Annotated in this window: 20 protein-coding genes; 12 read left to right on the top strand and 8 right to left on the bottom strand. The window is 60.8% G+C overall.

All coding sequences use genetic code 11. From position 1 onward, the window contains the following. Positions 1–275: 275 nt before the first annotated feature. From FP026_RS10190 to FP026_RS10180, 3 genes are all read right to left on the bottom strand, one after another. Entirely contained in the window at positions 276–3,473 is a 3,198-nt protein-coding gene (locus tag FP026_RS10190; RefSeq protein ID WP_149634501.1) for an efflux RND transporter permease subunit, read from the bottom strand. A gap of 120 nt (positions 3,474–3,593) precedes the next feature. Further along, complete coding sequence (locus FP026_RS10185) at positions 3,594–4,784, bottom strand: efflux RND transporter periplasmic adaptor subunit (protein WP_149634500.1); 1,191 nt, start codon at positions 4,782–4,784, stop codon at positions 3,594–3,596. A 172-nt stretch (positions 4,785–4,956) separates the two neighbouring features. Continuing rightward, on the bottom strand, positions 4,957–5,769 hold the full coding sequence (locus FP026_RS10180; protein ID WP_149634499.1) for an alpha/beta hydrolase fold domain-containing protein: 813 nt from the start codon (positions 5,767–5,769) through the stop codon (positions 4,957–4,959). 233 nt (positions 5,770–6,002) lie between these two features. Between FP026_RS10180 and FP026_RS10175 the strand changes: the two genes are divergently transcribed. Beyond that, positions 6,003–6,914 (top strand): LysR family transcriptional regulator, encoded by a 912-nt coding sequence (locus tag FP026_RS10175; protein ID WP_120664828.1) that lies wholly within the window; start codon positions 6,003–6,005, stop codon positions 6,912–6,914. A 59-nt stretch (positions 6,915–6,973) separates the two neighbouring features. Here FP026_RS10175 and FP026_RS10170 read toward each other — a convergent pair whose 3' ends face one another. Further along, a complete protein-coding gene (locus FP026_RS10170) occupies positions 6,974–7,432 on the bottom strand; it encodes a carboxymuconolactone decarboxylase family protein (protein ID WP_149634498.1) in 459 nt (152 codons plus the stop codon). Positions 7,433–7,572: 140 nt separating this feature from the next. Here FP026_RS10170 and FP026_RS10165 point away from each other — a divergent pair, with 140 nt between their 5' ends. Next, positions 7,573–8,457: a sigma-70 family RNA polymerase sigma factor gene (locus FP026_RS10165; protein WP_149634497.1), complete on the top strand. Its 885-nt coding sequence runs from the start codon at positions 7,573–7,575 to the stop codon at positions 8,455–8,457. 82 nt (positions 8,458–8,539) lie between these two features. On the opposite strand, the gene FP026_RS10160 is transcribed toward FP026_RS10165, so the two are convergent. Next, a complete protein-coding gene (locus FP026_RS10160; protein ID WP_149634496.1) occupies positions 8,540–9,301 on the bottom strand; it encodes an AraC family transcriptional regulator in 762 nt (253 codons plus the stop codon). A 138-nt stretch (positions 9,302–9,439) separates the two neighbouring features. Between FP026_RS10160 and FP026_RS10155 the strand changes: the two genes are divergently transcribed. The 7 genes from FP026_RS10155 to FP026_RS10125 all read left to right on the top strand — a co-directional run bounded on the left by FP026_RS10155 (position 9,440) and on the right by FP026_RS10125 (position 16,576). Continuing rightward, a complete protein-coding gene (locus tag FP026_RS10155) occupies positions 9,440–10,399 on the top strand; it encodes a DMT family transporter (RefSeq protein ID WP_149634495.1) in 960 nt (319 codons plus the stop codon). An 82-nt stretch (positions 10,400–10,481) separates the two neighbouring features. After that, positions 10,482–11,204 carry a GntR family transcriptional regulator gene (locus tag FP026_RS10150; RefSeq protein WP_149634494.1) on the top strand — a complete coding sequence of 241 codons (723 nt, stop codon included), beginning with the start codon at positions 10,482–10,484 and terminating at the stop codon, positions 11,202–11,204. A 99-nt stretch (positions 11,205–11,303) separates the two neighbouring features. Next, positions 11,304–12,584 (top strand): cysteine desulfurase-like protein, encoded by a 1,281-nt coding sequence (locus FP026_RS10145; RefSeq protein ID WP_149634493.1) that lies wholly within the window; start codon positions 11,304–11,306, stop codon positions 12,582–12,584. Between the two features lie 170 nt (positions 12,585–12,754). Continuing rightward, positions 12,755–13,531 (top strand): HpcH/HpaI aldolase family protein, encoded by a 777-nt coding sequence (locus tag FP026_RS10140; RefSeq protein WP_149634492.1) that lies wholly within the window; start codon positions 12,755–12,757, stop codon positions 13,529–13,531. 194 nt (positions 13,532–13,725) lie between these two features. Further along, positions 13,726–14,931, top strand: a complete 1,206-nt coding sequence (locus FP026_RS10135; RefSeq protein WP_246665303.1) for a pyridoxal phosphate-dependent aminotransferase — start codon at positions 13,726–13,728, stop codon at positions 14,929–14,931. 80 nt (positions 14,932–15,011) lie between these two features. Beyond that, positions 15,012–15,809 carry an ABC transporter substrate-binding protein gene (locus FP026_RS10130; protein ID WP_149634491.1) on the top strand — a complete coding sequence of 266 codons (798 nt, stop codon included), beginning with the start codon at positions 15,012–15,014 and terminating at the stop codon, positions 15,807–15,809. 92 nt (positions 15,810–15,901) lie between these two features. Continuing rightward, the gene (locus tag FP026_RS10125) at positions 15,902–16,576 is read left to right on the top strand and encodes an amino acid ABC transporter permease (RefSeq protein WP_149634490.1); all 675 of its coding nucleotides are present in this window, start codon (positions 15,902–15,904) and stop codon (positions 16,574–16,576) included. A gap of 9 nt (positions 16,577–16,585) precedes the next feature. Here the strand turns inward: FP026_RS10125 and FP026_RS10120 are convergent, their stop codons facing one another. Next, the gene (locus FP026_RS10120; RefSeq protein ID WP_149634489.1) at positions 16,586–17,101 is read right to left on the bottom strand and encodes a MarR family winged helix-turn-helix transcriptional regulator; all 516 of its coding nucleotides are present in this window, start codon (positions 17,099–17,101) and stop codon (positions 16,586–16,588) included. A gap of 97 nt (positions 17,102–17,198) precedes the next feature. Continuing rightward, positions 17,199–18,767: a phytoene desaturase family protein gene (locus FP026_RS10115; RefSeq protein ID WP_149634488.1), complete on the bottom strand. Its 1,569-nt coding sequence runs from the start codon at positions 18,765–18,767 to the stop codon at positions 17,199–17,201. A gap of 396 nt (positions 18,768–19,163) precedes the next feature. Here FP026_RS10115 and FP026_RS10110 point away from each other — a divergent pair, with 396 nt between their 5' ends. From FP026_RS10110 to FP026_RS10100, 3 genes are all read left to right on the top strand, one after another. Continuing rightward, positions 19,164–19,946 carry a cyclase family protein gene (locus FP026_RS10110; protein WP_149634487.1) on the top strand — a complete coding sequence of 261 codons (783 nt, stop codon included), beginning with the start codon at positions 19,164–19,166 and terminating at the stop codon, positions 19,944–19,946. Positions 19,947–20,017: 71 nt separating this feature from the next. Further along, positions 20,018–21,607: a phytoene desaturase family protein gene (locus FP026_RS10105; protein WP_149634486.1), complete on the top strand. Its 1,590-nt coding sequence runs from the start codon at positions 20,018–20,020 to the stop codon at positions 21,605–21,607. A gap of 24 nt (positions 21,608–21,631) precedes the next feature. Beyond that, entirely contained in the window at positions 21,632–22,138 is a 507-nt protein-coding gene (locus FP026_RS10100) for a MarR family winged helix-turn-helix transcriptional regulator (RefSeq protein WP_149634485.1), read from the top strand. Between the two features lie 57 nt (positions 22,139–22,195). On the opposite strand, the gene FP026_RS10095 is transcribed toward FP026_RS10100, so the two are convergent. After that, positions 22,196–23,755: an indolepyruvate oxidoreductase subunit beta family protein gene (locus FP026_RS10095; protein WP_149634484.1), complete on the bottom strand. Its 1,560-nt coding sequence runs from the start codon at positions 23,753–23,755 to the stop codon at positions 22,196–22,198.

The raw sequence follows: 23,755 nt of genomic DNA, 5'->3' as shown, positions 1-23,755 counted from the left end.
ATGCGACGGATTCGGCAACGATCTTCCACCGCTGCCGACCTCAAAGCCCCACGGCCCGAAGGCGACTCCCCACGCCCGATGTACGTCAATCAACTCATCCAAGAGCTTGATAAACCTCTGGAGCCAGCATGCAAAGGAAATCGGCTATCATGCGGCAAATTCTTCGAAAGAAGGATAAATTAGCTAAAATGAAAATATGAAAGCATGAAAAAAGCGGGACCTTTCGGTCCCGCCCATGGCGTGTCGAGCACTGGAGTGCCGCTCGGCACGGCCTCCTATTCGGCGGCGATCGGGAGTACCTCCGCCGAATGGTCGTTGTCGTTGTGGTGATGCTGCTTGAGCGGACGGTTGCCCGTCAGCCTGCGGATCAGCACGTAGAAGACCGGCGTCATGAAGATGCCGAAGAAGGTGACGCCAATCATGCCCGAGAACACCGCGACACCCATGGCAGCACGCATTTCGGAACCCGCACCGGTCGAGGTGACCAGCGGCACGACACCCATGATGAAGGCCATGGAGGTCATCAGGATCGGACGCAGACGCAGGCGGCTGGCCTCGATCGCAGCCTGAACGGGCGTGCGGCCCTCGAATTCCAGCTCACGGGCGAATTCCACGATCAGGATCGCGTTCTTTGCTGATAGACCGACGAGCACCACCAGGCCGATCTGGGTGAAGATGTTGTTGTCTCCACCCGTGAGCCAGACGCCGGTCAGCGCCGCCAAGACACCCATCGGCACAATCATGACAATGGCGAGCGGCAAGGTCAGGCTCTCGTATTGGGCGGCCAGCACAAGGAAGACCAGGAGCAGCGCCAGCGGGAAGACGACGACGCTGGAATTGCCGGCCAGGATCTGCTGATAGGTCAAATCAGTCCATTCGAAGTCTATACCGGGGGGCAACGTCTCATGCAGAATCTTCTCGATCGCCGCCTGTGCCTGGCCTGACGAGAAACCGGGCGCCGGGCCACCATTGATGTCAGCTGCCAGGAAGCCGTTATAGCGGTTCGTGCGTTCCGGACCGGTCGTGGCATCCACCTTCAGCAGGGCAGAAAGCGGGATCATCTGGCCCGATGCCGAACGAACCTTCAACTGGCCGATATCTTCCGGCTGAGCGCGGAACTTGGCATCGGCCTGCACGCGGACGCTGTAGGTGCGGCCGAAGGTGTTGAAGTCGTTCACATAGAGCGAACCGAGATAGATCTGCAGCGTCTGGAAGACGTCGGTGACGGAGACTCCGAGCTGCTCGGCCTTGGCGCGGTCGAGATCGGCAAAGAGCTGCGGCACGTTGATCTGGAAGCTCGAGAAGATCCCGGTGAGTTCCGGTGTCTGGTAGGCCTTGCCGATCACCGCCTTGGCCGCCTGGTCGAGCGCATGGTTGCCGAGGCCGGCGCGATCCTCAATCTGCAGCTTGAAGCCGCCTGTCGTACCGAGACCGTTGACCGGCGGCGGCGGGAACATGGCGATGAAGGCATCCTGGATGGCGCCGAACTTCTGGTTCAGTGCCATGGCGATCGCCCCGCCCGAAAGGTCCGGCGTCTTGCGCTCGTCGAAGTCCTTCAGCGTCACGAAAACGATGCCGGCATTCGAGGAATTGGTGAAGCCGTTGATCGACAGGCCCGGGAAGGCGATCGCATTGGCGACGCCTGGCTGCTTCAGCGCAATGTCCGTCATACGCTTAATCACATCTTCCGTTCGGTCGAGGCTTGCGGCATCCGGCAACTGTGCGAAGCCGATCAGATACTGCTTGTCCTGCGACGGCACGAAACCGCCTGGAACCGTTGTGAACAGGCTATAGGTCGCTCCCACCAGCGCGAGATAGATCACCATGACGATGCTCTTGCGCGACAGCAGGCCGCCGACGCCCTTGCCGTAGTATTTCGAACCGGCTCCGAATGCCCGGTTGAAGCCGCGGAAGAACCAGCCGAAGACCGCATCCATGATCCGCGTCAACCCATCCTTCGGCGCATGATGACCCTTCAGGAGCAGGGATGCCAGTGCCGGAGACAGGGTGAGCGAGTTGAAGGCCGAGATGACAGTCGAGATAGCGATCGTCAGCGCGAACTGGCGGTAGAACTGGCCGGACAGGCCGGAGATGAAGGCGAGAGGTACAAAGACCGCGACGAGGACCAGCGCGATCGCGACGATCGGACCGGAGACTTCCTTCATGGCCTTGTAGGTGGCGTCTCGCGGACTGAGCCCGTTCTCGATATTGCGTTCGACGTTCTCGACCACGACGATCGCGTCGTCCACGACGATACCGATCGCCAGCACCAGGCCGAACAGACTAAGCGCGTTGATCGAGAAGCCGAAGACATACATCACCGCAAAGGTGCCGATGATCGACACCGGAACGGCGATCAGCGGGATGATCGAGGCACGCCATGTCTGCAGGAACAGGATGACGACGAGGACGACGAGCGCGATGGCTTCGAGCAGTGTGTCGATCACCTTCTCGATCGAGGCGCGGACGAATTTCGTCGTGTCGTAGACGATCTCATACTTAACGCCCGCAGGCATGGCCTGCTGCAGCACGTCCATGGTCGAGCGCACGTTGTTCGCGATCTCGATCGCGTTCGAACCAGGCGCCTGGAGAACGGCGACGGCGACGGCCGGCTTGCCGTCGAGCAGCGAACGCAGCGTATAGTCTTCCGCACCGAGCTCGACGCGGGCGACGTCGCGAAGGCGGGTGATTTCGCCGTTGGCGCCCGTCTTGACGATGATGTTGCCGAACTCCTCAGGTGTGCGCAGGCGGCCCTGGGCATTGACGTTAAGCTGCAGATCCACGCCCGGCCGGCTGGGTGAGGCACCGATGATGCCAGCCGCAGCCTGGACGTTCTGGGAGCTGATCGCATTGCTGATGTCGCTGGCCGCAAGATTATGCTCGGCCGCCTTTTGCGGATCGATCCACACGCGCATGGAATAGTCGCCGGCGCCGAAAACCTGCACCTGCCCGACGCCTTCGATCCGGGCGAGTCGATCCTTGATGTTCAGGGTCGCATAGTTTCGCAGATAGGTGATGTCGTGGTCGGCTCCGTCCGAGACGAGGTTGACGACCACGATGAAGTTGGGCGAGCTCTTGATGGTCGTAATGCCGAGGGCACGGACTTCCGCGGGCAGGCGCGGCTCGGCCTGCGAAACGCGGTTCTGCACAAGCTGCTGCGCCTTGTCCGGATCGGTGCCGAGCTTGAAGGTGACCGTCACGTTGAGAGCGCCGTCTGATGTCGCCTGGCTGGACATGTAGAGCATGCCCTCGACGCCGTTGATCTGCTCTTCGAGCGGCGTCGCCACCGTTTCGGCGATGACGGTCGGGTTGGCGCCGGGATAGGTGGCGTGCACGACAATCGAGGGAGGCACGACCTCTGGATATTCGGAGATCGGCAGCGCTCTGAGGCCGATCAGGCCGGCGACCACGATGAGGACCGAAAGAACACCGGCAAAGACCGGACGGTCAACAAAAAATCTGGAGATGTTCATATCAAAGCCCCCTCCGGGGTGAGAACGGATGCAAAACTCCTGTCCGACGATTTGAAAGCCGCCAGCGGATCATGCGATTTCGGAATGTCGGCCTTCTGCCCACGGGCAGAAGGCGAAGTCTTACTGAGCGGTCGCAACCTTCTCGGCCAACTGCGGTGCGACGACTGCACCGGGACGGATGCGCTGCAACCCGTTGACGACGATCTTTTCGCCGGCTTTCAGGCCATTCTCGATCACTCGCTGGCCGTCGACCAGCGAACCGAGCTGGACCTGCCGGTAATTGACCTTGTTTTCGCCATCCACGACGAAGACGAACTTCTTGTCCTGGTCGGTGCCGACTGCACGATCGTCAATGACAATCTTATTCTCGGCCTTCGGCTGACCCATACGGACCCGCACGAACTGACCGGGGATAAGACGGCCGCCCGGATTGTCGAAGACGGCGCGAACGCTGACGGTGCCGCTCGCCGCATCGACTTCGTTGTCGATCAACTGCAACTTGCCCTTGATCGGCGTACCGTTGTCGCTTGCCGTACCGATCTGAACCGGGATCTGCTCGACCGGCGGAAAAGCGCCTCCGGTTGTCGGCAGTTCGGCCAGGGCCTGAGTGACAGTCTGCTCGTTGGCGCTGAAGCTCGCATAGATCGGATCGACCGAAACCAGCGTGGTCAATGCCGGCGACGTCGAGCCGGCCGCCACGAGATTGCCGACAGTGACGGCGATCTTGCCGACCCGGCCGGCGATCGGGGCACGGACCTGCGTATAGTCGAGGTTCAGCTGCGCGGTCTGAAGGGCCGCTTGCGCTGCCTTCAGATTGGCTTCTGCCTCGGCAGAGTTGCTGGTGCGGGTATCCATGTCGCTCTGCGAAATCGTCTTGTTGTCGAAGAGCTTCCGGCCGCGATCGATTTCGACTTTGGCGAGATCAAGCTTGGCTTTTGCCGCCCCGACCTGCGCCTGAGCTTGGGCAACCACCGCCTCATAGGGCGCCGGATCGATCGTCACCAGCAGGTCACCCTGCTTGACCAGCGCGCCTTCGCGGTAATGCACAGACTCGATGGCGCCGGCGACGCGCGGGCGCACCTCGACGCGATCAATCGCTTCGAGCCGGCCGGAAAATTCCTGCCAGGCCGTGATGTCGCGCGCTTCTACGGCGGCAACGGTGACCGGGATCGCCGGCTTTGCGGCCGGAGCAGCAGCCTCCGTTGCCTGAGCGCCACGCGGCAGCTCCAGATAGAAAGCCGCGCCTGCAACAGCCGCAGCAACACCCATGCCGGCGCCCCACAGGGCCCAGCTTTTACCGTTGGACTTCATGTTGGTCTCTCCTTTGGTCCCGCCTTGGGACACGGGACCGAAAATTCCTATCGTCTCAATAAAATCAGGGGCCGAAGCGCCGCGCATTCGCGTGACCACCCGCTCCGGTCTCGTGCCTTCGACGCCTCATCCCATTCGCGCTTGTCTCTCGCGGACGGGATAGTCTAGTCGATCAAGCCTGCACGTCTTCGACAAACCCCTTGAAACAGCAACAGATATCCTGCTGCCAAATCGGCCTGTCTTTCGACTGCCCGCCATAGAGGGTGGGCCAGCCTGTCCCGGCGGGAAGGACTTGCTGGCGAACACGGACGCCAGCCGCTTTCAGCCGACTGCCGTATTCCATGCTCTCGTCGCGGAGCGGGTCGTCCTCGGCCGTGAGCACCAATGCCGGCGCGAGGCCCGAAAGCCGCGAACAGTATCGAGGCGCTGCATAAGGATGGCAAACACCGCCCAGGAAGCCCAGGTATCGGTTCCAGCCGTCCGTCCAGCGCTCGCGCATGCCGCTTTCCTCCGCATGGAGGAAAGATTTCGATCCCATGAAAGGATCAAGTAAAGGCGAAATCAGCACCTGTCCGTCCAGCGAACCGGGCATCTGATCGCGCGCCTTTAAAGCGACACCCGCTGCAACATTGCCACCCGATTCCTCTCCGGCGACAAACAGCAGCGATTTTTTCGCTCCACCCAGCGCAAGCATGTTCCGCTTGTTGCTGAGGTAGGCGAGAATTCCGTAGGCGCATTCGAGCACCTTCGGAAAAGCATTCTGATTGCCGCTCGTATAATCCGCGGCAACCACGATAGCACCAGCCTCTGCGAGGCTTGCCGCCACCGGCCTGTCGGTCGCGTGATCGGTGTCGAGGAAAGCGCCGCCGTGCAGATAGAGCACGAGAGGTGCCGCCTTCTTCAAACCTTCGCCGTTGTAGATCCGGGCTTCCACGGGCCCCGTAGGCACGTTTTCCAGCACAACATCTTTCCACGGCGCACTCATCGACCCAAATCCTTGTCTGCTCGAGCGAATATGATTCAATTCAGAAGCGGTCTGTCACGCTTTGCAATCATATTCTCGAATGCGGTCTTTGGCGCCCCCATGCCGCATTGCAACAATCACGATAAAAACATATTGTTATTCCGCTTCGAGAATAAGTAGCTTATATTCGATCAGACTATTCATGATTACAAACAATCGGCCTCTTTTCTTTACGGTCCAGGGACATCATAGAAATGGATCAGTTATCAGCAATGCGGGCATTCGCGCGTGTGGTGGAAACGGGTAATTTCACCCGCGCCGCAGCCGCCCTTTCCATGCCGAAGGCGACGGTTACGACGCTCATCCAGTCGCTTGAAGCACATCTGCATGCCAAGCTCCTCAACCGCACGACCCGGCGCGTCATGGTGACGACGGACGGTGCGCTCTATTACGAACGCGCGGTTCAGATCCTTTCGGAAATAGAGGAGCTGGACGGCAGCATCAGCAATTCGCAGAGCCTGCCGAGCGGGCGCCTGCGCGTCGAAATGGCCGGCGCTTTCGCTGAGAAGATCGTCATGCCGGCGCTGTGCGACTTCCATCAACGCTATCCCGATATCCATATCGACCTCGGCGTCGGAGACCGCCTGGTGGATTATCTGGCCGAGAATGTCGATTGCGCGCTGCGCGCCGGCATGCCGAGCGACCAGTCCCTGATTGCCCGCCGCGTCGGTGAAATACACCTCGTCACCTGTGCGGCACCGCTTTACATCGAGAAACATGGCTTCCCGGAACGGCCGGAGGATCTGGAAACCAGCCATTATGCGGTCAGCTATTTTCGCGCGCAAACCGGCCGTACGATTCCGTTCCTGTTCGAACATGGCAACGAGGCATTGGAAATCAGCCCGCGCTATATCCTTTCGGTGAATGACAGCCGCAGCTATCTCCAGGCAGCGCTGATGGGGCTCGGCATCGCGCAAGTTCCGAGCTTCATGGCCCGGGACGCGCTTGCAAGCGGCGAGCTCGTTCCCATTCTTTCCGGCTGGACCCGGCCATCACTGCCCTTGCATATCGTCTATCCACCCAACCGGCACCTCAGCAACAAGGTGCGTGTCTTCGTGGACTGGATGGCGAAATTGCTGGTGACCTCGCGAGTAGGCGAGGCTTAAGAATGCAGGCCACCTTCTTCCCCATACTATGAGAAGAAGGTGGCGCTCATTGCGGACGATCAGTTCCAGGATGCGCCTGCCTGCTGGCGGACCGTCGAGTTCAGCCGGTTCCAGACATTGTCGATCGCGATCGCGACGATCAGGGCCGATAGTGCCTTTTCGTCGAAATGTTTTGCTACTTCATTCCAGATCTCGTCGCTGACGGCATCGGGCCGGTCGGCAAGCCGGGTGGCCGCTTCCCCGAGAGCAAGAGCAGCACGCTCGGCATCCGAGAAATAAGGCATTTCGCGCCAGGCGGAGACGCCGACGATCCGCTCCATTGTCTCGCCGGCCTTCTGGAGCTTGCGAAAGCCCATATCCGTGCAGACGCTGCAGCCGTTGATCTGGCTGACGCGCAGATGCACGAGGTCCATGATATTTTCCGAAAGACCCTGATCCTTGATCGAATTGCTGACGGCCAGAAGCGCCTGAAGCGTTTCGGGCAGAACGAGGGCTGGGTTCTTCATACGAGCTTGCATATCTATTTCCTCTTCCTCTGATTGTGAGAGCATGGTTGCGGCTCAAGTCCTGACGATGCATTTTCCTGCCGATCCGCTGTCACACCGGCCGGATTTCGCTCGTCATGGGTCTGACGAAACGCGATGAGGGAATGTGACCGATGGATGAAAAAAAGTGGCAGGCTGAAAAATTCGAGGCGAACCGGCCGCATCTTCGCGCGGTCGCCTACCGCATGCTCGGCTCGCGGACAGAGGCCGAAGATGCTGTGCAGGAGACATGGCTGCGCCTTGTTCGGAGCGACACGTCGGACGTTGAAAATCTCAGCGGCTGGCTGACGACGGTCACGGCACGCATCTGCCTCGATCTGCTGCGGTCGCGCAAATCGCGCCGCGAGGAGCCGCTGACCATCCACATTCCCGAGCCCATGGTGCTGCATGAGGCTGGCAACGGCACCGACCCGGAACAGGACGCCTTGCTGGCCGATTCCGTCGGCCTTGCCCTCCTTGTCGTGCTGGAAAAGCTGAATCCTGCCGAACGGCTTGCCTTTGTCCTGCATGATATGTTCGACGTCTCTTTCGACGAGATCGCCCCGATTCTGGGACGCACCACCGTCGCGACGCGCCAGCTTGCAAGCCGCGCCCGTCGCCGCGTGCAGGACACGCCATCGGCGACGGAGGCCGATCTTACCCGCCAGCGCCATGTGGTCGACGCCTTCTTCACCGCCTCGCGTCACGGGGACATGCAGGCACTCCTTGCCGTCCTTGATCCCGAAGCGGTATTCCGTCCGGATGCCGTTGCGGCACGCATGGGATCGGTCAGCGAAATCCGCGGGCGGGCCGATGTCGCCAAGACTTTCCACGGCCGCGCGCAGGCTGCCCGGCTCGCCGTCATCAACGGCGCAGTCGGCGCCATCGTGGTGATCGGCGGGCAATTGCGCATTGCCCTTCATTTCACCGTCGGCGAAGACGGCATGGTCACGACCATCAGCGCGATGGCCGATCCGGAAGAGCTGCGCAAGCTGGAGATCGTCTTGATCGAGCCGTAGAGCCTTTCCGCTTTTCTTCTTATTTCCCAGCGCATTCCGGACGGAAAACCGCTGCGCACTTTTCCTGGAAATGCTCTAAGACCTATCGCATCTGCGTTGGGCTCGTGCCCGTCAGCCTGCGGAACATGGCGATGAAGGCGGAAGCATTGCTGTAGCCCAATTGTGCTGCAATCCGGTGCACGGGCTCGCCGGCCTCGATCAGCGAAAGCGCGGCGACGAACTTCAGCCGCTGCCGCCATTCGTTGAAGGAAAGGCCGAGATCGTACTGACATCGGCGCGATAATGTGCGCTCGGTCGTCCCCATCCTGCGCGCCCATTCCGAAAGAGAGTGCCGGTCGCCGGGATCGGCCTGCAAGGCGCTCAGCACCGGACCAAGCAGCGGATCGTCGGAAAGCGGCAGATAGCTTTCGCAGCGTGGCGCCACGCGAATCTGGTCGACCAGCACCTGAGCAAGCCGCAGATCCTCGGCTGTTTCGGGTATGGTGATATCGCGAGCCGCGAAATCCGCCAGGATCGCCTTCAGCAGCGGACTGATGCTGAGCGTCGACGGCTTGTCCGGCAGATCAACGCAAAGCGCGCGTTCGACATAGACGGTGACATAGCGCAGGTCATGCTGATTATAAGCACCATGCATCGTATCCGGCGGCAGCCAGATGGCATAATGCGGCGGTGACAGATAGCCCACACCCTGAATGTCGAACTCGCAGACACCGATAAGCGCATAGTTGAGCTCGCCCCAGGGTTGGCTCTTTTTGGGAAAAACCGTGCCTGCCCTATAATTCTCGGTTCGGAAGGAAACCGGATTTGGCGGATCACCCTCGATGCGTGGAGACCTGACGGACATGTCCTCATTTCACTATTGCTGTCTTATTCTCGCCATATACCAGAATTCGGACAAACGATAGAAACACCTCGGGATCGTGAACCATGTTTGCCCTCCTTTGTTTCGCCCCAGGCCCGAGGATGACGGGAGACCATTCATATGAGCACCCAACCGAACGCTTCCGCTACCATCGTCGGCGCGGCCGGACTTGCGCCGCTGCTGACGGTGCTGATCTGGTCCGGCAACACCGTCGTCACCAAGGCATCCGCCGGCGTGATCTCGCCGGGCTCGATCTCCTTCTATCGCTGGCTGATCGCCTTCGTCGTGCTCTTGCCCTTCGTCGGCCGCGCGGCATGGCGCAATCGCGCTTTGCTGCGGCAGCATTGGCTGAAGCTCGCCACCCTCGGCGCCCTCGGCATGGTGATCTATCAGAGCCTTGCTTATGAGGCGGCTAAGACCACTTCGGCCGTCAACATGGGTGTGATGGTTGCGCTGATGCCTCTGATGTCGACGTTCTTTGCCAGTCTGCTTGCCGGAGAGAAACTGAGCATCGCGAGCATTGCCGGCGGCGGAATTTCCCTGATCGGCCTCATCTATCTAACGTCTCAAGGCGACCCGATGCGGCTGGTCAATGGCGGCTTCCATATCGGCGACGGCCTGATGCTCATCGCGGTCCTCTCGAATGCGCTTTACGGCGTCATGCTGAGACGCTGGGCGATGCCGATTCCCATGTGGCAGCAGCTTTTCTGGCAGATCGGCTTTTCGACCTTGCTGCTGATCCCGATCTTCCTGATGGGCGATATCTCGCCGATCACATCAGTAAACCTGCCGCTGATCCTCTATGCCGCGATCCCGACCTCCCTTGTTGCGCCGCTCTGCTGGATGATCGGTATCCAGAGGCTCGGCGCGAGCCGCACCTCGCTGCTGATCAATCTCCTGCCCATTATCGTCGCGGCCCTGGCCTGGGCGCTTCTTGGCGAACAGCTGCATTCCTATCACGCCATCGGCGGCGCCCTCGCCCTCATCGGTGTAGGTCTTGGCTTACGAAAGCCCCCGGCGAAGAAGGAAGAAACAGCACCTGCAGCGGATGAAGCGGCCTGGAAGGCCGAGGAAGCCTAAGCACTGCTCCGGGAAATCCTTTCCTTTCGCCCGCCCTTCGTTCTACCATGAACGAGTCCCGAGAAGCGGAGAGGAAACAAGCGTGCGCATAGCCCTGGAACCGGTGTCCTCCAGAACGACGATCCAGGAGAGCGTCTATCAGCAGCTCCGAAACGCACTCATGGCCGGCAATTTCGATCCGGGCCAGACGCTGACCATCGCTTCGCTTGCTGAAACCTTCGGAACCAGCAACATGCCGGTGCGCGAGGCCCTGCGCCGACTGGCGGCTGAAAATGCGCTTGAGGTCGCCGCCAACGGCTCGGCCCGCATTCCCATCGTCACGCTTGCCCGGCTGGACGATCTCTGCCGCGCCCGCATCGCCGTAGAGGGCCTAGCCGCGGAGCTCGGCATGCCGAACCTCACCCCGACAGACATTGAAGCGCTCGAGCGCATCGCCGGCGAACAGCATGTGATCGGCCTCGGCGCCAATGTCTACGATCTGATGGCCAAGAACCAGCAGTTCCATTTCACCATCTACCGCGCCTCCGGCTCCGAAGTGCTGCTGCAGCTCATCGAAACTTTGTGGCTGCGTTTCGGCCCCTATATGCGCATGCTCTCCGCCTCGGTGGAGCCCCTGATGCGCAGCGGCGAACTCGACCCCGCCGGCGAGCATGTTGCCATCGTCAACGCTTTGAAGGCGGGGGACTTCGCCGCAGCCCGCGACGGTGTCGTCGCCGATATCAGACGCACCCACGAAATCCTCCAGGATTATTGCCCGGCCATACAGGATGCGCCCCGCAAGGGCTCCGGCACGGCCCGCCGCTAACCTAAAAAGAGATCGAGGAATTTGGTTGAACCTTAAAGTATTTTGTGATCAAATGATCAAAATCGAGGTATCAATTCCATTATTCAGAGCGAGATCCCCATGAGCTCCGCCCCTTCCTCATCGCAATTCGCCGGCCATAACAGTTTCCCGGTCGACGAGATCCGCGCCATGTTTCCGGCCATCCAGAAAGCCGGCGATTTCGTCTTTCTCGACAATGCGGGTGGCGCGCAGGTGCCGCAGGCGGTCGTCGATGCGGTTGCCAATCACCTCATCAATTTCAATGTCCAGCGCATGGCGAAATACCAGCACAGCCAAGGCGTCGACCGCAATCTGGAGGAAGCGCGCGAAAGCGTCGCCATGCTGGTCAACGCCTATCGCCCGGAGGAAATCTCCTTCGGCCAGAATGCCACCTCCTTCATCCGCCTTGTCAGCCTCGGCATCGCCAAACTGCTCGGCGAACGCAACGAGATCGTCGTCACCGACATGGATCACGATGCCAACATCGCCACCTGGATGGCGCTCGAAGCCGATGGCGCCAAGATCGTCTGGTGGCGCATGCGCGAGGACGGCACGCTGCATGTGGAAGACCTGAAGCCGCTTCTGAACGACAAGACCCGCCTCGTCGCTTGCACTGTCACGGCCCATTCCATCGGCACGATCGTCGATGTCGCTAGCGTCTGCAAACTGGCGCAGGCGGCTGGTGCCGAAACCTTCCTCGATTGCGTCCATTACGGCCCGCATGGCCTGATCGACGTGCAGGCCTGGGGTTGCGACTACCTCGTCTGCTCCGGCTACAAGAATTTCTCGCCGCACATGGGCTTCCTCTGGGGCCGCTACGACGCGCTGGTTAAACTGCCGACTTTCAAGGAAGACTTCATTCCGGACGTGCCGCCCTACAAGATCGAAGTCGGCACCTTCACCTATGAAAACGTCGCCGGCATGAATGCCGCGGTCAAATATCTTGAAGGCCTCGGCCGTCGCTTCCTGCCGACCGGCGACCATAGCCGCCGCGAGGCACTCGCCGCCGCCATGGGTGCGATTCGCCAATACGAGCTGATGCTGTCACGCGAGATGATCGCCGTCCTGAAGCGCCATGGCGCCACCATCTACGGCATCTCCGACGAGAACCGCCTGCAGCAGCGCGTTCCCACGATTTGCTTCAACATGCCAGGCATCACGCCGCAGGAATTTGCCGATGAGATGGGCAAGCAGCGCATCGGCCTGCGCGACGGCCACATGTTCGCACCGCGCCTGATGAAGCGCCTTGGCCTGTCCATGGAAACGGGTGCCATCCGCGTGTCGCTGGTGCATTATAACAAGGTCGAAGAGATCGCCCGGTTCGACGCGGTCCTGGCCGAGATCATGGCGCGGCGCAAATAAGCCGTGCTTCAGAGCGGTGGCGGCGCCCGAACAACTCCGCCACCGCAATGCCTCCGTGCCGGTGCCCGATCGGCACGGAAGCTGCACCAAATTCAGGGCAGATTGCCGTTTCGCAGTTGTATCTTTCGGTCTATCCCTCGTTGAGAGGCCGCTGAAATGAGAGGATGACGATGAGCGATTTCCGCCGGAACTGTATCGAGCAGAAGCTGCTCATCGGTACGTTTGCGGCGATTCCGCATCCCGTCGCCATCGAAGTTACGGCAGCCTCCGGCGTCGATTTCCTCTGCATCGACTGGGAGCATTCGCAGATCGGCCGCGAGCGCATCGAGGATCTGATCCGCGCCGCCGATGTCCATCGTGTTCCTGCCATGGTCCGCGTCCCCGGCCATGCGGCAGAGGATATCGCGGCTGTGCTGGATGCAGGTGCGGCAGGCGTTCTCGTGCCCCGCGTTTCAACGGCGGAGCAGGCGCGCAACGCCGTGAAGGCCACCCGCTATCCCCCGCTTGGCGCACGCGGCGTCGGCCCAGGTCGTGCAGCGGCCTATGGCTACCGCATCCCGGATTACCTCGCCAAGGCCAATGCGGAACTTGTGCTTGCCATCCAGGTCGAAACGGCCGAGGGGCTTGCCAATGTCGCCGAGATCGCTGCCGTCGATGGCGTCGATCTTCTCTTCATCGGCCCGGGCGACCTTTCGGTATCGATCGACGCCATGGGACCGGCGGGCAAGGAAAAGCTCGACGCGGCGATCAGAGCCATCACCAAGGCGGCCCTATCCGCCGGCCGAGCGGTCGGCATCTTCCGCCCTTCGCCTGATGATGTCGGCGCATGGTCAGAAGCCGGCATAAGCTTCTTCATGCTGGCAAGCGACGCGATGTTTCTGGGTGCGAGCCTGGCTGCCGGCGTCGATGCTGCAAGAGCAGGCAAGCACGACGGAAATAAGGGATAAAGCTAAGTTTTATCAGATAGTTACCGCATGGAAAAACAACATGAAATCGAACAGGAGGATAGATTTTTTAAGCTTAAAATTTGTCCTTGAAATGCAGTTGTTTTTGGATAACCATTCGAAATCGAGGGGTGACCCAAGCGAGAGCTTGAGCAGTGGCTTCACTCCTCCAACACCGGATTCCCAGGGGAAATTCCTTGTCTCTACCGCAGCATAACCTGCCGAATGCGATGACAGGCCGCGATGCCCTCGAAGGCATTCGCGCTCAGATCCGCGACATGCGCACCGACAATATCGCAGTCCTTGCCAAGCGCGCTCGCGAGCTCGGCGGCGTCATTCCACTCTGGTTCGGCGAAGGCGATATCGTGACGCCGGAGTTCATCCGCGATGCTGCGAAGAAGACGCTCGACGATGGTGCGACTTTCTATGTTCCGAATATGCGCGGGCTGGCGACCCTCAATGAAGCATTGTCGGACTATCAGACTCATTGGCATCAGCGCCCCATCCCCATCGAGCGCACGACGGTCGCGCCTGGCGGCATGCAGGCGCTCTACATGGCGCTCGAACTGCTCGTCGATGTCGGCACCAATGTCGTCTACGTCGCGCCGCAATGGCCGAACATTCATAACGCCATCCATCTGATCGGCGGCGAGCCACGCGCCGTATCGCTCGATTTCGATACCGACTGGCGCCTCGATCTCGATAAGCTTTTCGCCCGCTGCGATGCCCGCACGCGGGCCATTTTCCTGTCGACGCCTGCCAACCCCACTGGCTGGACGGCCTCGCGCGAAGAAATGCAGGCGCTGCTGGATTTCAGCCGCCGTACCGACATCTGGATCATCTCCGACGAGGTCTATGCCCGCCTCTATTTCGATGGCGAAATCGCCCCTTCGATCCTGCAGGTGGCCGAGGATGGTGATCGCGTGATTGCGATCAACAGCTTCTCCAAGGCATGGGCGATGACCGGCTGGCGCGTCGGTTGGCTGACGCATCCGTCTGCCATTGCTGATCAGCTCGGCGCCATGACGCAATATATCAACAGCGGCACCTCGGCCATGGCTCAAGCGGGTGCTGCTGCCGCCCTTCGCGAAGGCGAGCCGCTGGTTTCAGAAATCCGCGGACGCATCAAGGCCGGCCTCGATCTGGCCTATGAGAAGCTGCCGAAGATACCGGGTATCATCCTGCCGGAAAAACCGCGCGGCGGCATGTATGCCTTCTTCGCGCTGCAGGGCGAACCCGATGCGACGGCACTCTGCGAGCGTATCCTTGAAACGGCTCGCGTCGGCCTGGCGCCGGGATATCATTTCGGCGAGTCGTCCCGCGCGTTTTTGCGCATGTGCACATTCCGCGAAACCGAACAGATGCGCATCGCGCTCGACCGCATGGTCAACGCGATGACATGAGACGGCCGCCGGTCGGGCGGACGGGAAGACCGCGGGTGAGAGGAAAAGCCCGCAGCCATAACCAGAGGGAGACCAAGAAAATGCTCATTACTCGTCGCAGTCTGCTGGTCCTTGCGACCGCCGTCGGCCTGGCCGGCGGAAGCCATTTCGCCTATGCCGCCGATGTCTTGAATGTCGGTTCTTACCCGAACAACCCACCCTTCGAATACAAGACCGCCAATGGCGGCTTCGAAGGCTTCGAGGTCGATGTGGTCAACGAAGCGGCCAAGCGCGCCGGAATGACCACGAACATCGCTGACTATGGCTTCCAGGCCCTGTTTGCGGCCACCAGCTCCAAGCGCATCGACGTGGCGATCTCATCCATCACCATTACGCCGGAGCGCCTGAAGTCGCAGTCCTTCACTCAGCCCTTCTACGATTCCGACATGGGCGTCGCCACCAAGGACGGCAGCTCGATCAAGACGCTTGCCGACCTCAAGGGCGTGCCCGTCGGCGTGCTGTCGGGTTCGACGGGCGAAAAATGGGCCAATGACAACAAGGCCGCTCAGGGCTTTGCCGACGTCAAAGGCTACAATTCGCAGCAGGACATGTTCCTCGATCTCGGCGCTGGCCGCATCGATGCCGTCGTCAGCGATATTCCGGGCATGCAGTATCTCTTCGTCAAGACCAAGGGCTTCGCCATCAAGGATCGCATCAAGACCGGCGAACAATACGGCCTGATGATGACCAAGGATTCACCGCTGCTCGGCAAGATCAACGATGCCATCACCGCGATGAAGAAGGACGGCACGCTCGAAAAAATCCACGAGAAGTGGTTCGGCGGCAAGGCACCGGCAGGCTCCTCCACCGTCACCGAATTGCCAATCCCCAAGGCGTGATCAAAAGATCATTATTGAAATGAGCTGCGCCGGTCGCAACGACCGGCGTAGATGTAAGAAATCATATCTTCGTTCTGCGCGCGGGAGTGCCAATGTCTTTCGTCGATACCTTCTTCAATTCCGACGTCATGATCTCGGCATTCCCCCAGCTGCTGCGCGGACTTTGGATGACCATCGCGCTCGGCGTGGTCAGCATTCTGATCGGCGTGACCGGCGGCCTCGTCATCAGCCTGATCCGCCTTTATGCTCCCAAGCCGCTGCAACTCCTGATGATCGCCTATATCGACATCATGCGCGCCATGCCGATGCTCGTGGTGCTGATCCTGATCTATTACGCGCTGCCTTTCATCGGCATCAGCTTTTCCGCCTGGTGGTCGGCTATCCTCGGATTTTCCATCGTGCTGGCGGCCTATTCGGCCGAGGTCTTCCGTTCGGGCATCGAAAGCGTGCCGCGCGGCCAGTTCGAAGCCGCCGCCGCCCTCGGCATTCCCTTCCTGATCACGCTTTACAAGGTCGTGCTGCCGCAGGCGGTCCGCATCGTCATTCCGCCGACGACAAGCAACTGTGTGTCGATGTTCAAGGATACGTCGCTCGCCTCGACCGTGGCCTTGCCGGAACTTCTGAAAGAAGGGCAGAATGCCCAAGGTCTCTATGCCAACCCCTCGCCATTGATCATGGCCGCCGTGATCTATGTCATCCTGCTCTGGCCGATGGTGCGCCTCGTGAGCGTGCTCGAGAAGAAATTCAAGAACGAGCGGGCCAGATAAGCGCTGCCATCAATCGAAGTCGGCGCCGGAAAGATGGTTGCTCACCGATGATTTCACCGCGCCGATATCCCGCCACAACTCGCTGACAATAGCGGGATCCACATCTGCCATCATGTCGCGCAGCCAGCCTTCATGTGCTGCGGCCATGGCGCTGAACAAGGTCTCGCCTTTCGCCGTCAGCTTCGCGACCGTCACGCGCCGGTCGCCGTCGGGCGTCACGCGCAGCACGAGACCATCCGATTCCAGCCGTTCGACAAGCCCGGTGACATTGCCGTTGGTAACCATGGTTCGCTTCGACAGTTCCCCAAGCCGGAGACCCTCGCGTTCGCGATAGAGCTGCGCCATCAGATCGAATTGCGGCAAGGTCGCGCCGAACTCATTGCGCAGCCGGCGGCGGATTTCCTGCGAGATTAGCTTCGTGGTCGACAGCATGCGCAGCCAAAGCCGAAGCTCCAGCTTTTTGCCTTCCTGCGCGCCCTGAACGATGATCTCCAGGTCAACGGTTGCACTTTCCGGTTCTGCCATCACGCCAGCTCAATTCAATGCTCTGCATTCACGATGTGAACGATCTAGGGAGCGACATTTGAAATGTCAAAGGTTTGCGCGTCAAGCCAAATGGTGCTCACTTGGCCAGCATTTTCCCCAACATGAAACCGGAGCCCGCCCCCGTTCCCGCACCCGGCCATGTCGAAGCCCCGCACATGAACAGCGATGCCACCGGCGTCCTGTAGCGTGAATAGCCGGCAACGGGGCGAAAGAGGAAATTCTGGTCGAGATGATGGCTGCCGGAAAGGTTGTCGCCTCCCACAAGATTCGGGTTCTCGCGTTCGAGATCGATGGGCGAAAAGACCGAGCGGCCCAATATTCTGCCACGCAAGCCCGGGGCATAGCGTTCGATGATATCGAGAACACGCTCGGCATAGGCATCCTTGATCTCGTCCCAGCTTGTGCCGGTGATCTCTCCCGCTGCATCGCCGTGGAATTCCGCCGGCAGGACGCGCACCTGTATCCAGAGCACATGCTGTCCGGCCGGTGCGCGCGAGGGATCGATCGCCGTCGGCTGCCCGATCACCAAGGTGGGCTCGGCCGGCAGAAGCCCGCCCATGGCCTCGGCATAGACACGCGACATCATTTCGAGATCCGGCGCGATATGCACATAGGCGAAATTCTGGAGCGCCTTGCCCGCCGTCCAATCGGGAAGGCCCGACAGCGCCAGATGGATCATCATCGTGCCGGGCCCGGCCCGGAAGCGGGACACCTTGCCGTCGAACTCCCGGCGTGACGGGTCCTGTTCCAGAAGCTTGCCGAACAGGATCTGCGGGTGGACATTGGCGATGACGGCCCGCTTTGCGTCATAGCGGCGCTCATCGGCGAGAACGACGCCTGTCGCCCTGCCGCCCGACGTAACGATCTTGTCGACGCGCGTTCCCAGCATAAGCTCGCCACCCTTGCTTTTCAGCACGGCCGCCATCGCCTTGATGATCGCATCGGCACCGCCCTTGCCGATCACCATGCCGAATGCCTGATTGGCCATGGATTCGAGATAGGGAAACAGCGCACCGCCGGCAACATCGGGCGCAAAGTCGAGATGCAGCCCCCAGGCGGCCATCATCGTCTTGAGCTTGGTATTGTGGAAACGGGCATCGAGAAAGTCGCGGGGCGAGGCAAACAACATGCGCGCGGTGTCGTAGATCCAGCCCATCCCCTTTTCGCGCCAGGCCTTCCAGACGACCTTGGCTGCGGCCATGGACGGCATGGGCGAGCCGAGCAGACCGAAAATATGCGGGGCATCCGTCCCGAACTCAGAAAGCATGTTGCGCCAGGCGGCGGCATCCTGCGGCGAGATATCGGCGATGGCGCCCGCGGTCTTCTCAAGATCGGTACTGACGCCGAGATAGGTGCCATCGCGGAAAACGCTGGCAAAGCAATCCGCCGCAGGCACGAAGCCCAACCCTTCGGCTGAAAGCTCGTTCTTATATTGCGTAAAGAAGGCCGAGCCGGCGAACATGGAGAGGTTCATGGCACAGAGATCGTGCCGGAAACCGGGCAGCGTCACCTCACGCGTCTTGACCGCACCGCCGGGCTCCGCATTGCACTCGATGACGGCTACTTTCCAGCCCCTGGAAGCCAAATGAACCGCCGCTGCCAAGCCATTATGGCCTGCCCCTACTATGATCACATCATAGCTCATCGCTTGCCCCTCTTTGAATTGTGATTATTATTATCACATGCATACATTCTGAGCTTTAAGCTTCAAGTATCTGTCGGCGCGAGCCACAGGACCTAAGCGCAATCATAGGTGGGTACTCGATAAATGATCCCCAAGATTAGCGTTCTATTTCAGTATCTTATCGGTTCGGCACGGCCCCGAGTTGAAGCCCAATTTTGACCTCCGGAAGCAGGCCGCAATGCTTGCAATATCATATATTGTGACATAGGCTCCCTTCATTCCGCCGCCGCGCGGACCCGGTGCCAGGAGGAACGGCACCCCGCGCTGGGCGATACTGACTTCAAGCCTGATCCCGAAAAAAATCCGCAAAACGGCTCTTCGCATGGGATCATGCGGCAACAAGGGGAACCAGAAGAAATGACCGCTACCACACTCGCCAGCCTCGCTTCGGCCCTGCTTTCGGGCTCCGTCAAGGTCGTCGATCTCACCGCGCCGCTCGGACCGGATACCCCGGTGCTCTACCTGCCGCCACAGTTCGGCAAGAACACCCCCAAGGTCAAGGTTCATGCGATCTCCGAATACAACCAGGACGGCCCCTTCTGGGCCTGGAACTGGCTGGAACTCGGTGAACATACCGGCACGCATTTCGATGCACCCTGTCACTGGGTCACCGGCAAGGACAATCCCAACAACACGACCGACACCATCCCGCCGCAGAATTTCGTGGCTCCGGTCAATGTCATCGACCGCTCCAAGGAAGCAGCCGCCGATCCCGACTATCTGCTGACGGTCGACAGCATCAAGGAATGGGAAGCTGAGAACGGCACGATAGACGCCGGCAGCTGGGTGCTGCTGCGCACCGACTGGTACAAGCGCAACGGTTCGACCGAGACCTTCCTAAATGCCGATGAAAACGGCCCCCACTCTCCCGGCCCGACGGCCGAGGCGATCGAATATCTGCTGAGCAAGGGAATCATCGGCTGGGGTTCGGAAACGATCGGCACCGATGCCGGATCGGCCGGCGGCATGAACCCGCCCTTCCCGGCGCACAATCTCATGCACAAGGCCAACCGCTATGGGCTCGCCAGCCTCTCCAATCTCGACCAGCTTCCGGCCAAGGGCGCCGTGCTGATCGCCGCTCCGCTGAAATTCGTCAAGGGCACCGGCTCGCCGGTTCGTGCACTGGCATTGATTGCATGATAGGCTGGAAGAGCCGGAGCCCGGGCGGGCTTCGGCCCTTCCGTTCATCTTGCCAATGAGGGGCAGCGGCAATGGGCGATCATGATTACATCATCGTCGGCAGCGGCATCAATGCGCTCGTCGCAGCCGCGATGCTCGGCAAAAAGGGCCACAAGGTGCTCGTCCTCGAGCGCAACGGCCGCATCGGCGGTTGCCTGCGCACCGAGGAGATCACCGAGCCCGGCTTCATCCATGACGTCATGGCAACGACCATGGTGTTGTTCCTCACCTCGCCGGCCTATGGCGCCATCGGCAAGGATCTCGAGGCACGAGGACTCGAGTTTGCCCATGCCGAGTTTCCCACAGGCGTGCTGAGGCCCAACGGTTCGCATGTGATCTTTTCCAAGAACAGGCAGCGAAATATCGCCACCTTCGACGAGCTGTCGCTCGGCGACGGGCAGACCTTCTCCCGCGAGATGGAGGCCCTTGCCGCCGATGCGCCATTCCTGTTTTCCCTGCTCGGCGGCGCGCTGTGGTCGGGATCGACTCTGAAAGCCGTTGCCGGGCAAGGCTGGAACCGCGGCCTGCGCAAGCTCGCAGCGTGGTTCGGCGAAGCCTTGACGCCGGCGCGCGGCTACCTCGAAACCACCTATCGATCGGAAGATATTCATGCACTCTGGGCACCCTGGGTGCTGCATTGCGGCCTCGGTCCGGAAAGCGCTTATTCCGCCGAGATGCTGAAGGTCATCGGCTTTGCACTGGAGCTGGGCGGGGCGCCGATCATCAAGGGCGGCGCCGAGAAACTGCTGGCCGCCTTCGAACGGCTGATTGCCGACAATGGCGGCGAAATCCGCGTGAGTGCCGATGTCGAAGCTATCATTCCAGGCCCAAATCGCCGCGCCGGCGGCGTGCGTCTCGTGAATGGCGAAATATTAAGGGCACAAGCCGGGGTGATCTGCTCCGTGACCCCCAACCAGCTCTACGAGCGGCTGATGGGAGATTGGCCGGATCCGTTGCCGGCCGAGATAAAATCCAGCGTTGCCAGCTATCGCTACGGCAAGGGCGACATGCAGATCCATTACGCCCTTTCCGAGCCGCCGCGCTGGAAAGCCGATGCCGAGCTCGGCAAGGTGGCGCTGCTGCATCTGACCTCCGGCCTCGACGGCGTCTCGCGCGCCGCCAACGAATGCGAGCGCGGGCTATTGCCTGCGGAGCCCACCGTCTGCGTCGGACAGCCGGTCGCGCTCGATCCCAGCCGCGCGCCGGAAGGCAAATCGATCCTCTGGCTGCAGCTTCCCGAAGCGCCGCGCCGCATCAAGGGCGATGCCGCGGGCGAGATCGCGACGCCGGAGGACGGCCGCTGGACGGAAGAGGTGCGCGAGCGCTACGCCGACCGCATAGAGGCGCTGCTATCAAGCCATATCGAGAACTTCTCCGGCATAAAACTCGCACGCCGCGCCTACTCTCCGGGTGATCTGGAAGCGATGAACATGAACCTCGTGGGCGGCGATCCTTATGGCGGCTATTGCGGCCTCGACCAGCTTTTCATCTGGCGCCCCTTCAAGTCATCTGTTAACCACCGCACCCACATATCAGGCCTCTACCACATCGGCGCTTCGGCGCATCCCGGTGCGGGTCTGGGTGGAGGCTCCGGCTTCCTGCTCGCATCATCGCTGAAGTAACACGTTTCCGGAGGAGCATCGTCGATGGAAGAACGGTTTTCAGGCACCGTTTTGAGGCGCAAGCGGGATGAAAACACAAAGCGCCCGACCATGGGCGAAATCGGCCTCAATCATTTCGCACCCTATCTGATGAACCGGCTGATGGCGCGCTGGAACGCCAACCTTTCGGAAGAACTGCGCGAATACGACATGACGACCGCGAAGATGCGCGCGCTTGCCGTTCTTAGCATATCCTCCAGCGTCACGATCAACGAGCTCTCCGTCTTTGCCGTCACAGAGCAGTCGACAATGAGCCGTACCCTGGATTCTCTCGAACAACAGGGCTACATCCGCCGCCAACCGCGCGCCGAAGACATGCGCATCCGCGACGTCTCAATCACCGAGGAAGGCCGCGCCGCCTTCGAAAAGGTGTGGCCGACCATGTACGACCTGTTCCTGCAAATGTTCGACGGCGTGGAGGAAGCAGAATATCGCACCTTCATCTCGACCCTGCACAAGGTGCTGCACAACATCAGGAAGCATGAGATCTGAGGCAAGGCTTATCCCGCCCGCCAGGGGCGAGATAAGGCTCCGCGCTCGCCCGCAACCTCACAACGTCTCCACAGTCTTCAGCGCACCGTCGAGCGCCGCGCCCTTCTCGTCCAGAAGGGCCGCCTGCCGCAGCCGCCGCATCCAGGCGGCGCCATCGTCGCGATCGCGCAGCAGCGGCAGAGCGGACATGACGCGATCGAACTTGGAAAGCCCCCGCGCATGCGTATCGGAATAGCCTTTGACAAGGCGGCGGTTGCCGAGCACCTCGACCGCAAGATCATAATTCGCGGCCAGCAGATCGGATGCCGCCGCAAGCCAGGTCTCGCGATGCTCCACCTCACGAGCATGCCGCAAAGTGCCGCGACGGATACGCCGTAGCGCCGAGACCATGTAGAGGCCGAAGAACCAGAAGAGCGTGCCGGTCTGAACGCGTCGGCCCTTGTTGACGAGGCGGTCAAGCCGCGAAAACAGACGGGATCTATTCTCAATCCACAGCCCCATGGCCTTTGGCATCGTACCGCAGACTTCATCCATGCGCGGATGCATGTATTCGGTCATGTAGACGACCTGGTCATCCTTGGCGCCGACCTCCTTGCGAACGCGCTCAAAGCGCGAGCCGCGAACCTTAAGATCGGCGACGCGGATGACATCGTCGTAAGCCATGGCAACGGCGACATACTTGGCAGCCTGCACGGTGAAGGCGAAGTCCTTATCCGCGCCGCCGGCCTTGCGATCCAGCACATGAAGTGCCGCGACGCGGCTCAGATATTCATCGGCATAGGCCGGGTCCTGATAATCGGTCAGCCTCTTGACGCCGGCAAACAGTAGCGGATGGGCCACATCCGGAAATTCCGCACGGATGCGATTGACCAGCCTGTCGAGAGCCGGGTGGCCGGCCGTTTCCGGCAGGGCGTCGAAATGCTTCGGCGGCAACGCGGAAACAGCATCGCGCGGCTTTTCCTTGACCCTATCGAAGGCGGCATTGAATGCCCTAAGGCTGGGCTCGATGCCCTTGCCGCCGGCACGGATCATCGCCTCGAAGGCCTGCTTGCCGAACGGCAGCGCACCGGAGCCGGCGAGAGCTCCAAACATGGAGGCCGAAATCACGCTGCCGTTCCTGACGGCCATCGTTTCCATATCAAAAGCGATGGTGCGCTTGGCGGCGAAGTCCGTGGCATCGACCACCACCTCGGCATTGCCGATGCCATCGCCAGGCTTTTCCTTTTCCGCAACGGCAAAGGAGCGATGCGTCGAGGCGATCAGCAGCGTCTTGTCCGGCGTGACCAGACCACGCAGCACCGAGCGGCCCGCCTCCATCAGCTCCGCCGCCATGACGACATCGACATCGCCAGGCGTTGGCATCAGCGAAAAGATCGGCTCGTGGCCGTCGCGGGCCGGCAGCATTTCGATATAATAGATCGTCGCGCCCGTGCGCTGGGCAACGCCCGGCACGGAGGTCGTCTGCGCCATCCAGCCCTCAGCCTCGGCAAGGCCGACGATCCAGTCGGCCAGCACGCCGCCGCCCTGCCCGCCCATGGCGAGAATGGCAAGCGACAGCGGCTTGTCCGTCGAAAGCCTGTTGGCACCGAGATCATTCATGCTCACATGCTCGTTCAT

It is taken from the genome of Martinezella tropici (assembly GCF_008370325.1).
Classification (GTDB): Bacteria; Pseudomonadota; Alphaproteobacteria; order Rhizobiales; family Rhizobiaceae; genus Rhizobium; species Rhizobium tropici_B.
This window is presented reverse-complemented; position numbering and strand designations above follow the sequence as displayed.

What these genes read in the sequence shown, in the direction of transcription:
- FP026_RS10140 (WP_149634492.1), top strand. Translation starts at nt 12,755, where the DNA reads ATGAGCGATTTCCGCCGGAACTGTATCGAGCAGAAGCTGCTCATCGGT.
- FP026_RS10100 (WP_149634485.1), top strand. Translation starts at nt 21,632, where the DNA reads ATGGAAGAACGGTTTTCAGGCACCGTTTTGAGGCGCAAGCGGGATGAA.
- FP026_RS10110 (WP_149634487.1), top strand. Translation starts at nt 19,164, where the DNA reads ATGACCGCTACCACACTCGCCAGCCTCGCTTCGGCCCTGCTTTCGGGC.
- FP026_RS10170 (WP_149634498.1), bottom strand. Translation starts at nt 7,432, where the DNA reads ATGCAAGCTCGTATGAAGAACCCAGCCCTCGTTCTGCCCGAAACGCTT.
- FP026_RS10185 (WP_149634500.1), bottom strand. Translation starts at nt 4,784, where the DNA reads ATGAAGTCCAACGGTAAAAGCTGGGCCCTGTGGGGCGCCGGCATGGGT.
- FP026_RS10115 (WP_149634488.1), bottom strand. Translation starts at nt 18,767, where the DNA reads ATGAGCTATGATGTGATCATAGTAGGGGCAGGCCATAATGGCTTGGCA.
- FP026_RS10160 (WP_149634496.1), bottom strand. Translation starts at nt 9,301, where the DNA reads ATGTCCGTCAGGTCTCCACGCATCGAGGGTGATCCGCCAAATCCGGTT.
- FP026_RS10105 (WP_149634486.1), top strand. Translation starts at nt 20,018, where the DNA reads ATGGGCGATCATGATTACATCATCGTCGGCAGCGGCATCAATGCGCTC.
- FP026_RS10165 (WP_149634497.1), top strand. Translation starts at nt 7,573, where the DNA reads ATGGATGAAAAAAAGTGGCAGGCTGAAAAATTCGAGGCGAACCGGCCG.
- FP026_RS10180 (WP_149634499.1), bottom strand. Translation starts at nt 5,769, where the DNA reads ATGAGTGCGCCGTGGAAAGATGTTGTGCTGGAAAACGTGCCTACGGGG.
- FP026_RS10145 (WP_149634493.1), top strand. Translation starts at nt 11,304, where the DNA reads ATGAGCTCCGCCCCTTCCTCATCGCAATTCGCCGGCCATAACAGTTTC.
- FP026_RS10190 (WP_149634501.1), bottom strand. Translation starts at nt 3,473, where the DNA reads ATGAACATCTCCAGATTTTTTGTTGACCGTCCGGTCTTTGCCGGTGTT.
- FP026_RS10095 (WP_149634484.1), bottom strand. Translation starts at nt 23,755, where the DNA reads ATGAACGAGCATGTGAGCATGAATGATCTCGGTGCCAACAGGCTTTCG.
- FP026_RS10155 (WP_149634495.1), top strand. Translation starts at nt 9,440, where the DNA reads ATGAGCACCCAACCGAACGCTTCCGCTACCATCGTCGGCGCGGCCGGA.
- FP026_RS10130 (WP_149634491.1), top strand. Translation starts at nt 15,012, where the DNA reads ATGCTCATTACTCGTCGCAGTCTGCTGGTCCTTGCGACCGCCGTCGGC.
- FP026_RS10175 (WP_120664828.1), top strand. Translation starts at nt 6,003, where the DNA reads ATGGATCAGTTATCAGCAATGCGGGCATTCGCGCGTGTGGTGGAAACG.
- FP026_RS10125 (WP_149634490.1), top strand. Translation starts at nt 15,902, where the DNA reads ATGTCTTTCGTCGATACCTTCTTCAATTCCGACGTCATGATCTCGGCA.
- FP026_RS10120 (WP_149634489.1), bottom strand. Translation starts at nt 17,101, where the DNA reads ATGGCAGAACCGGAAAGTGCAACCGTTGACCTGGAGATCATCGTTCAG.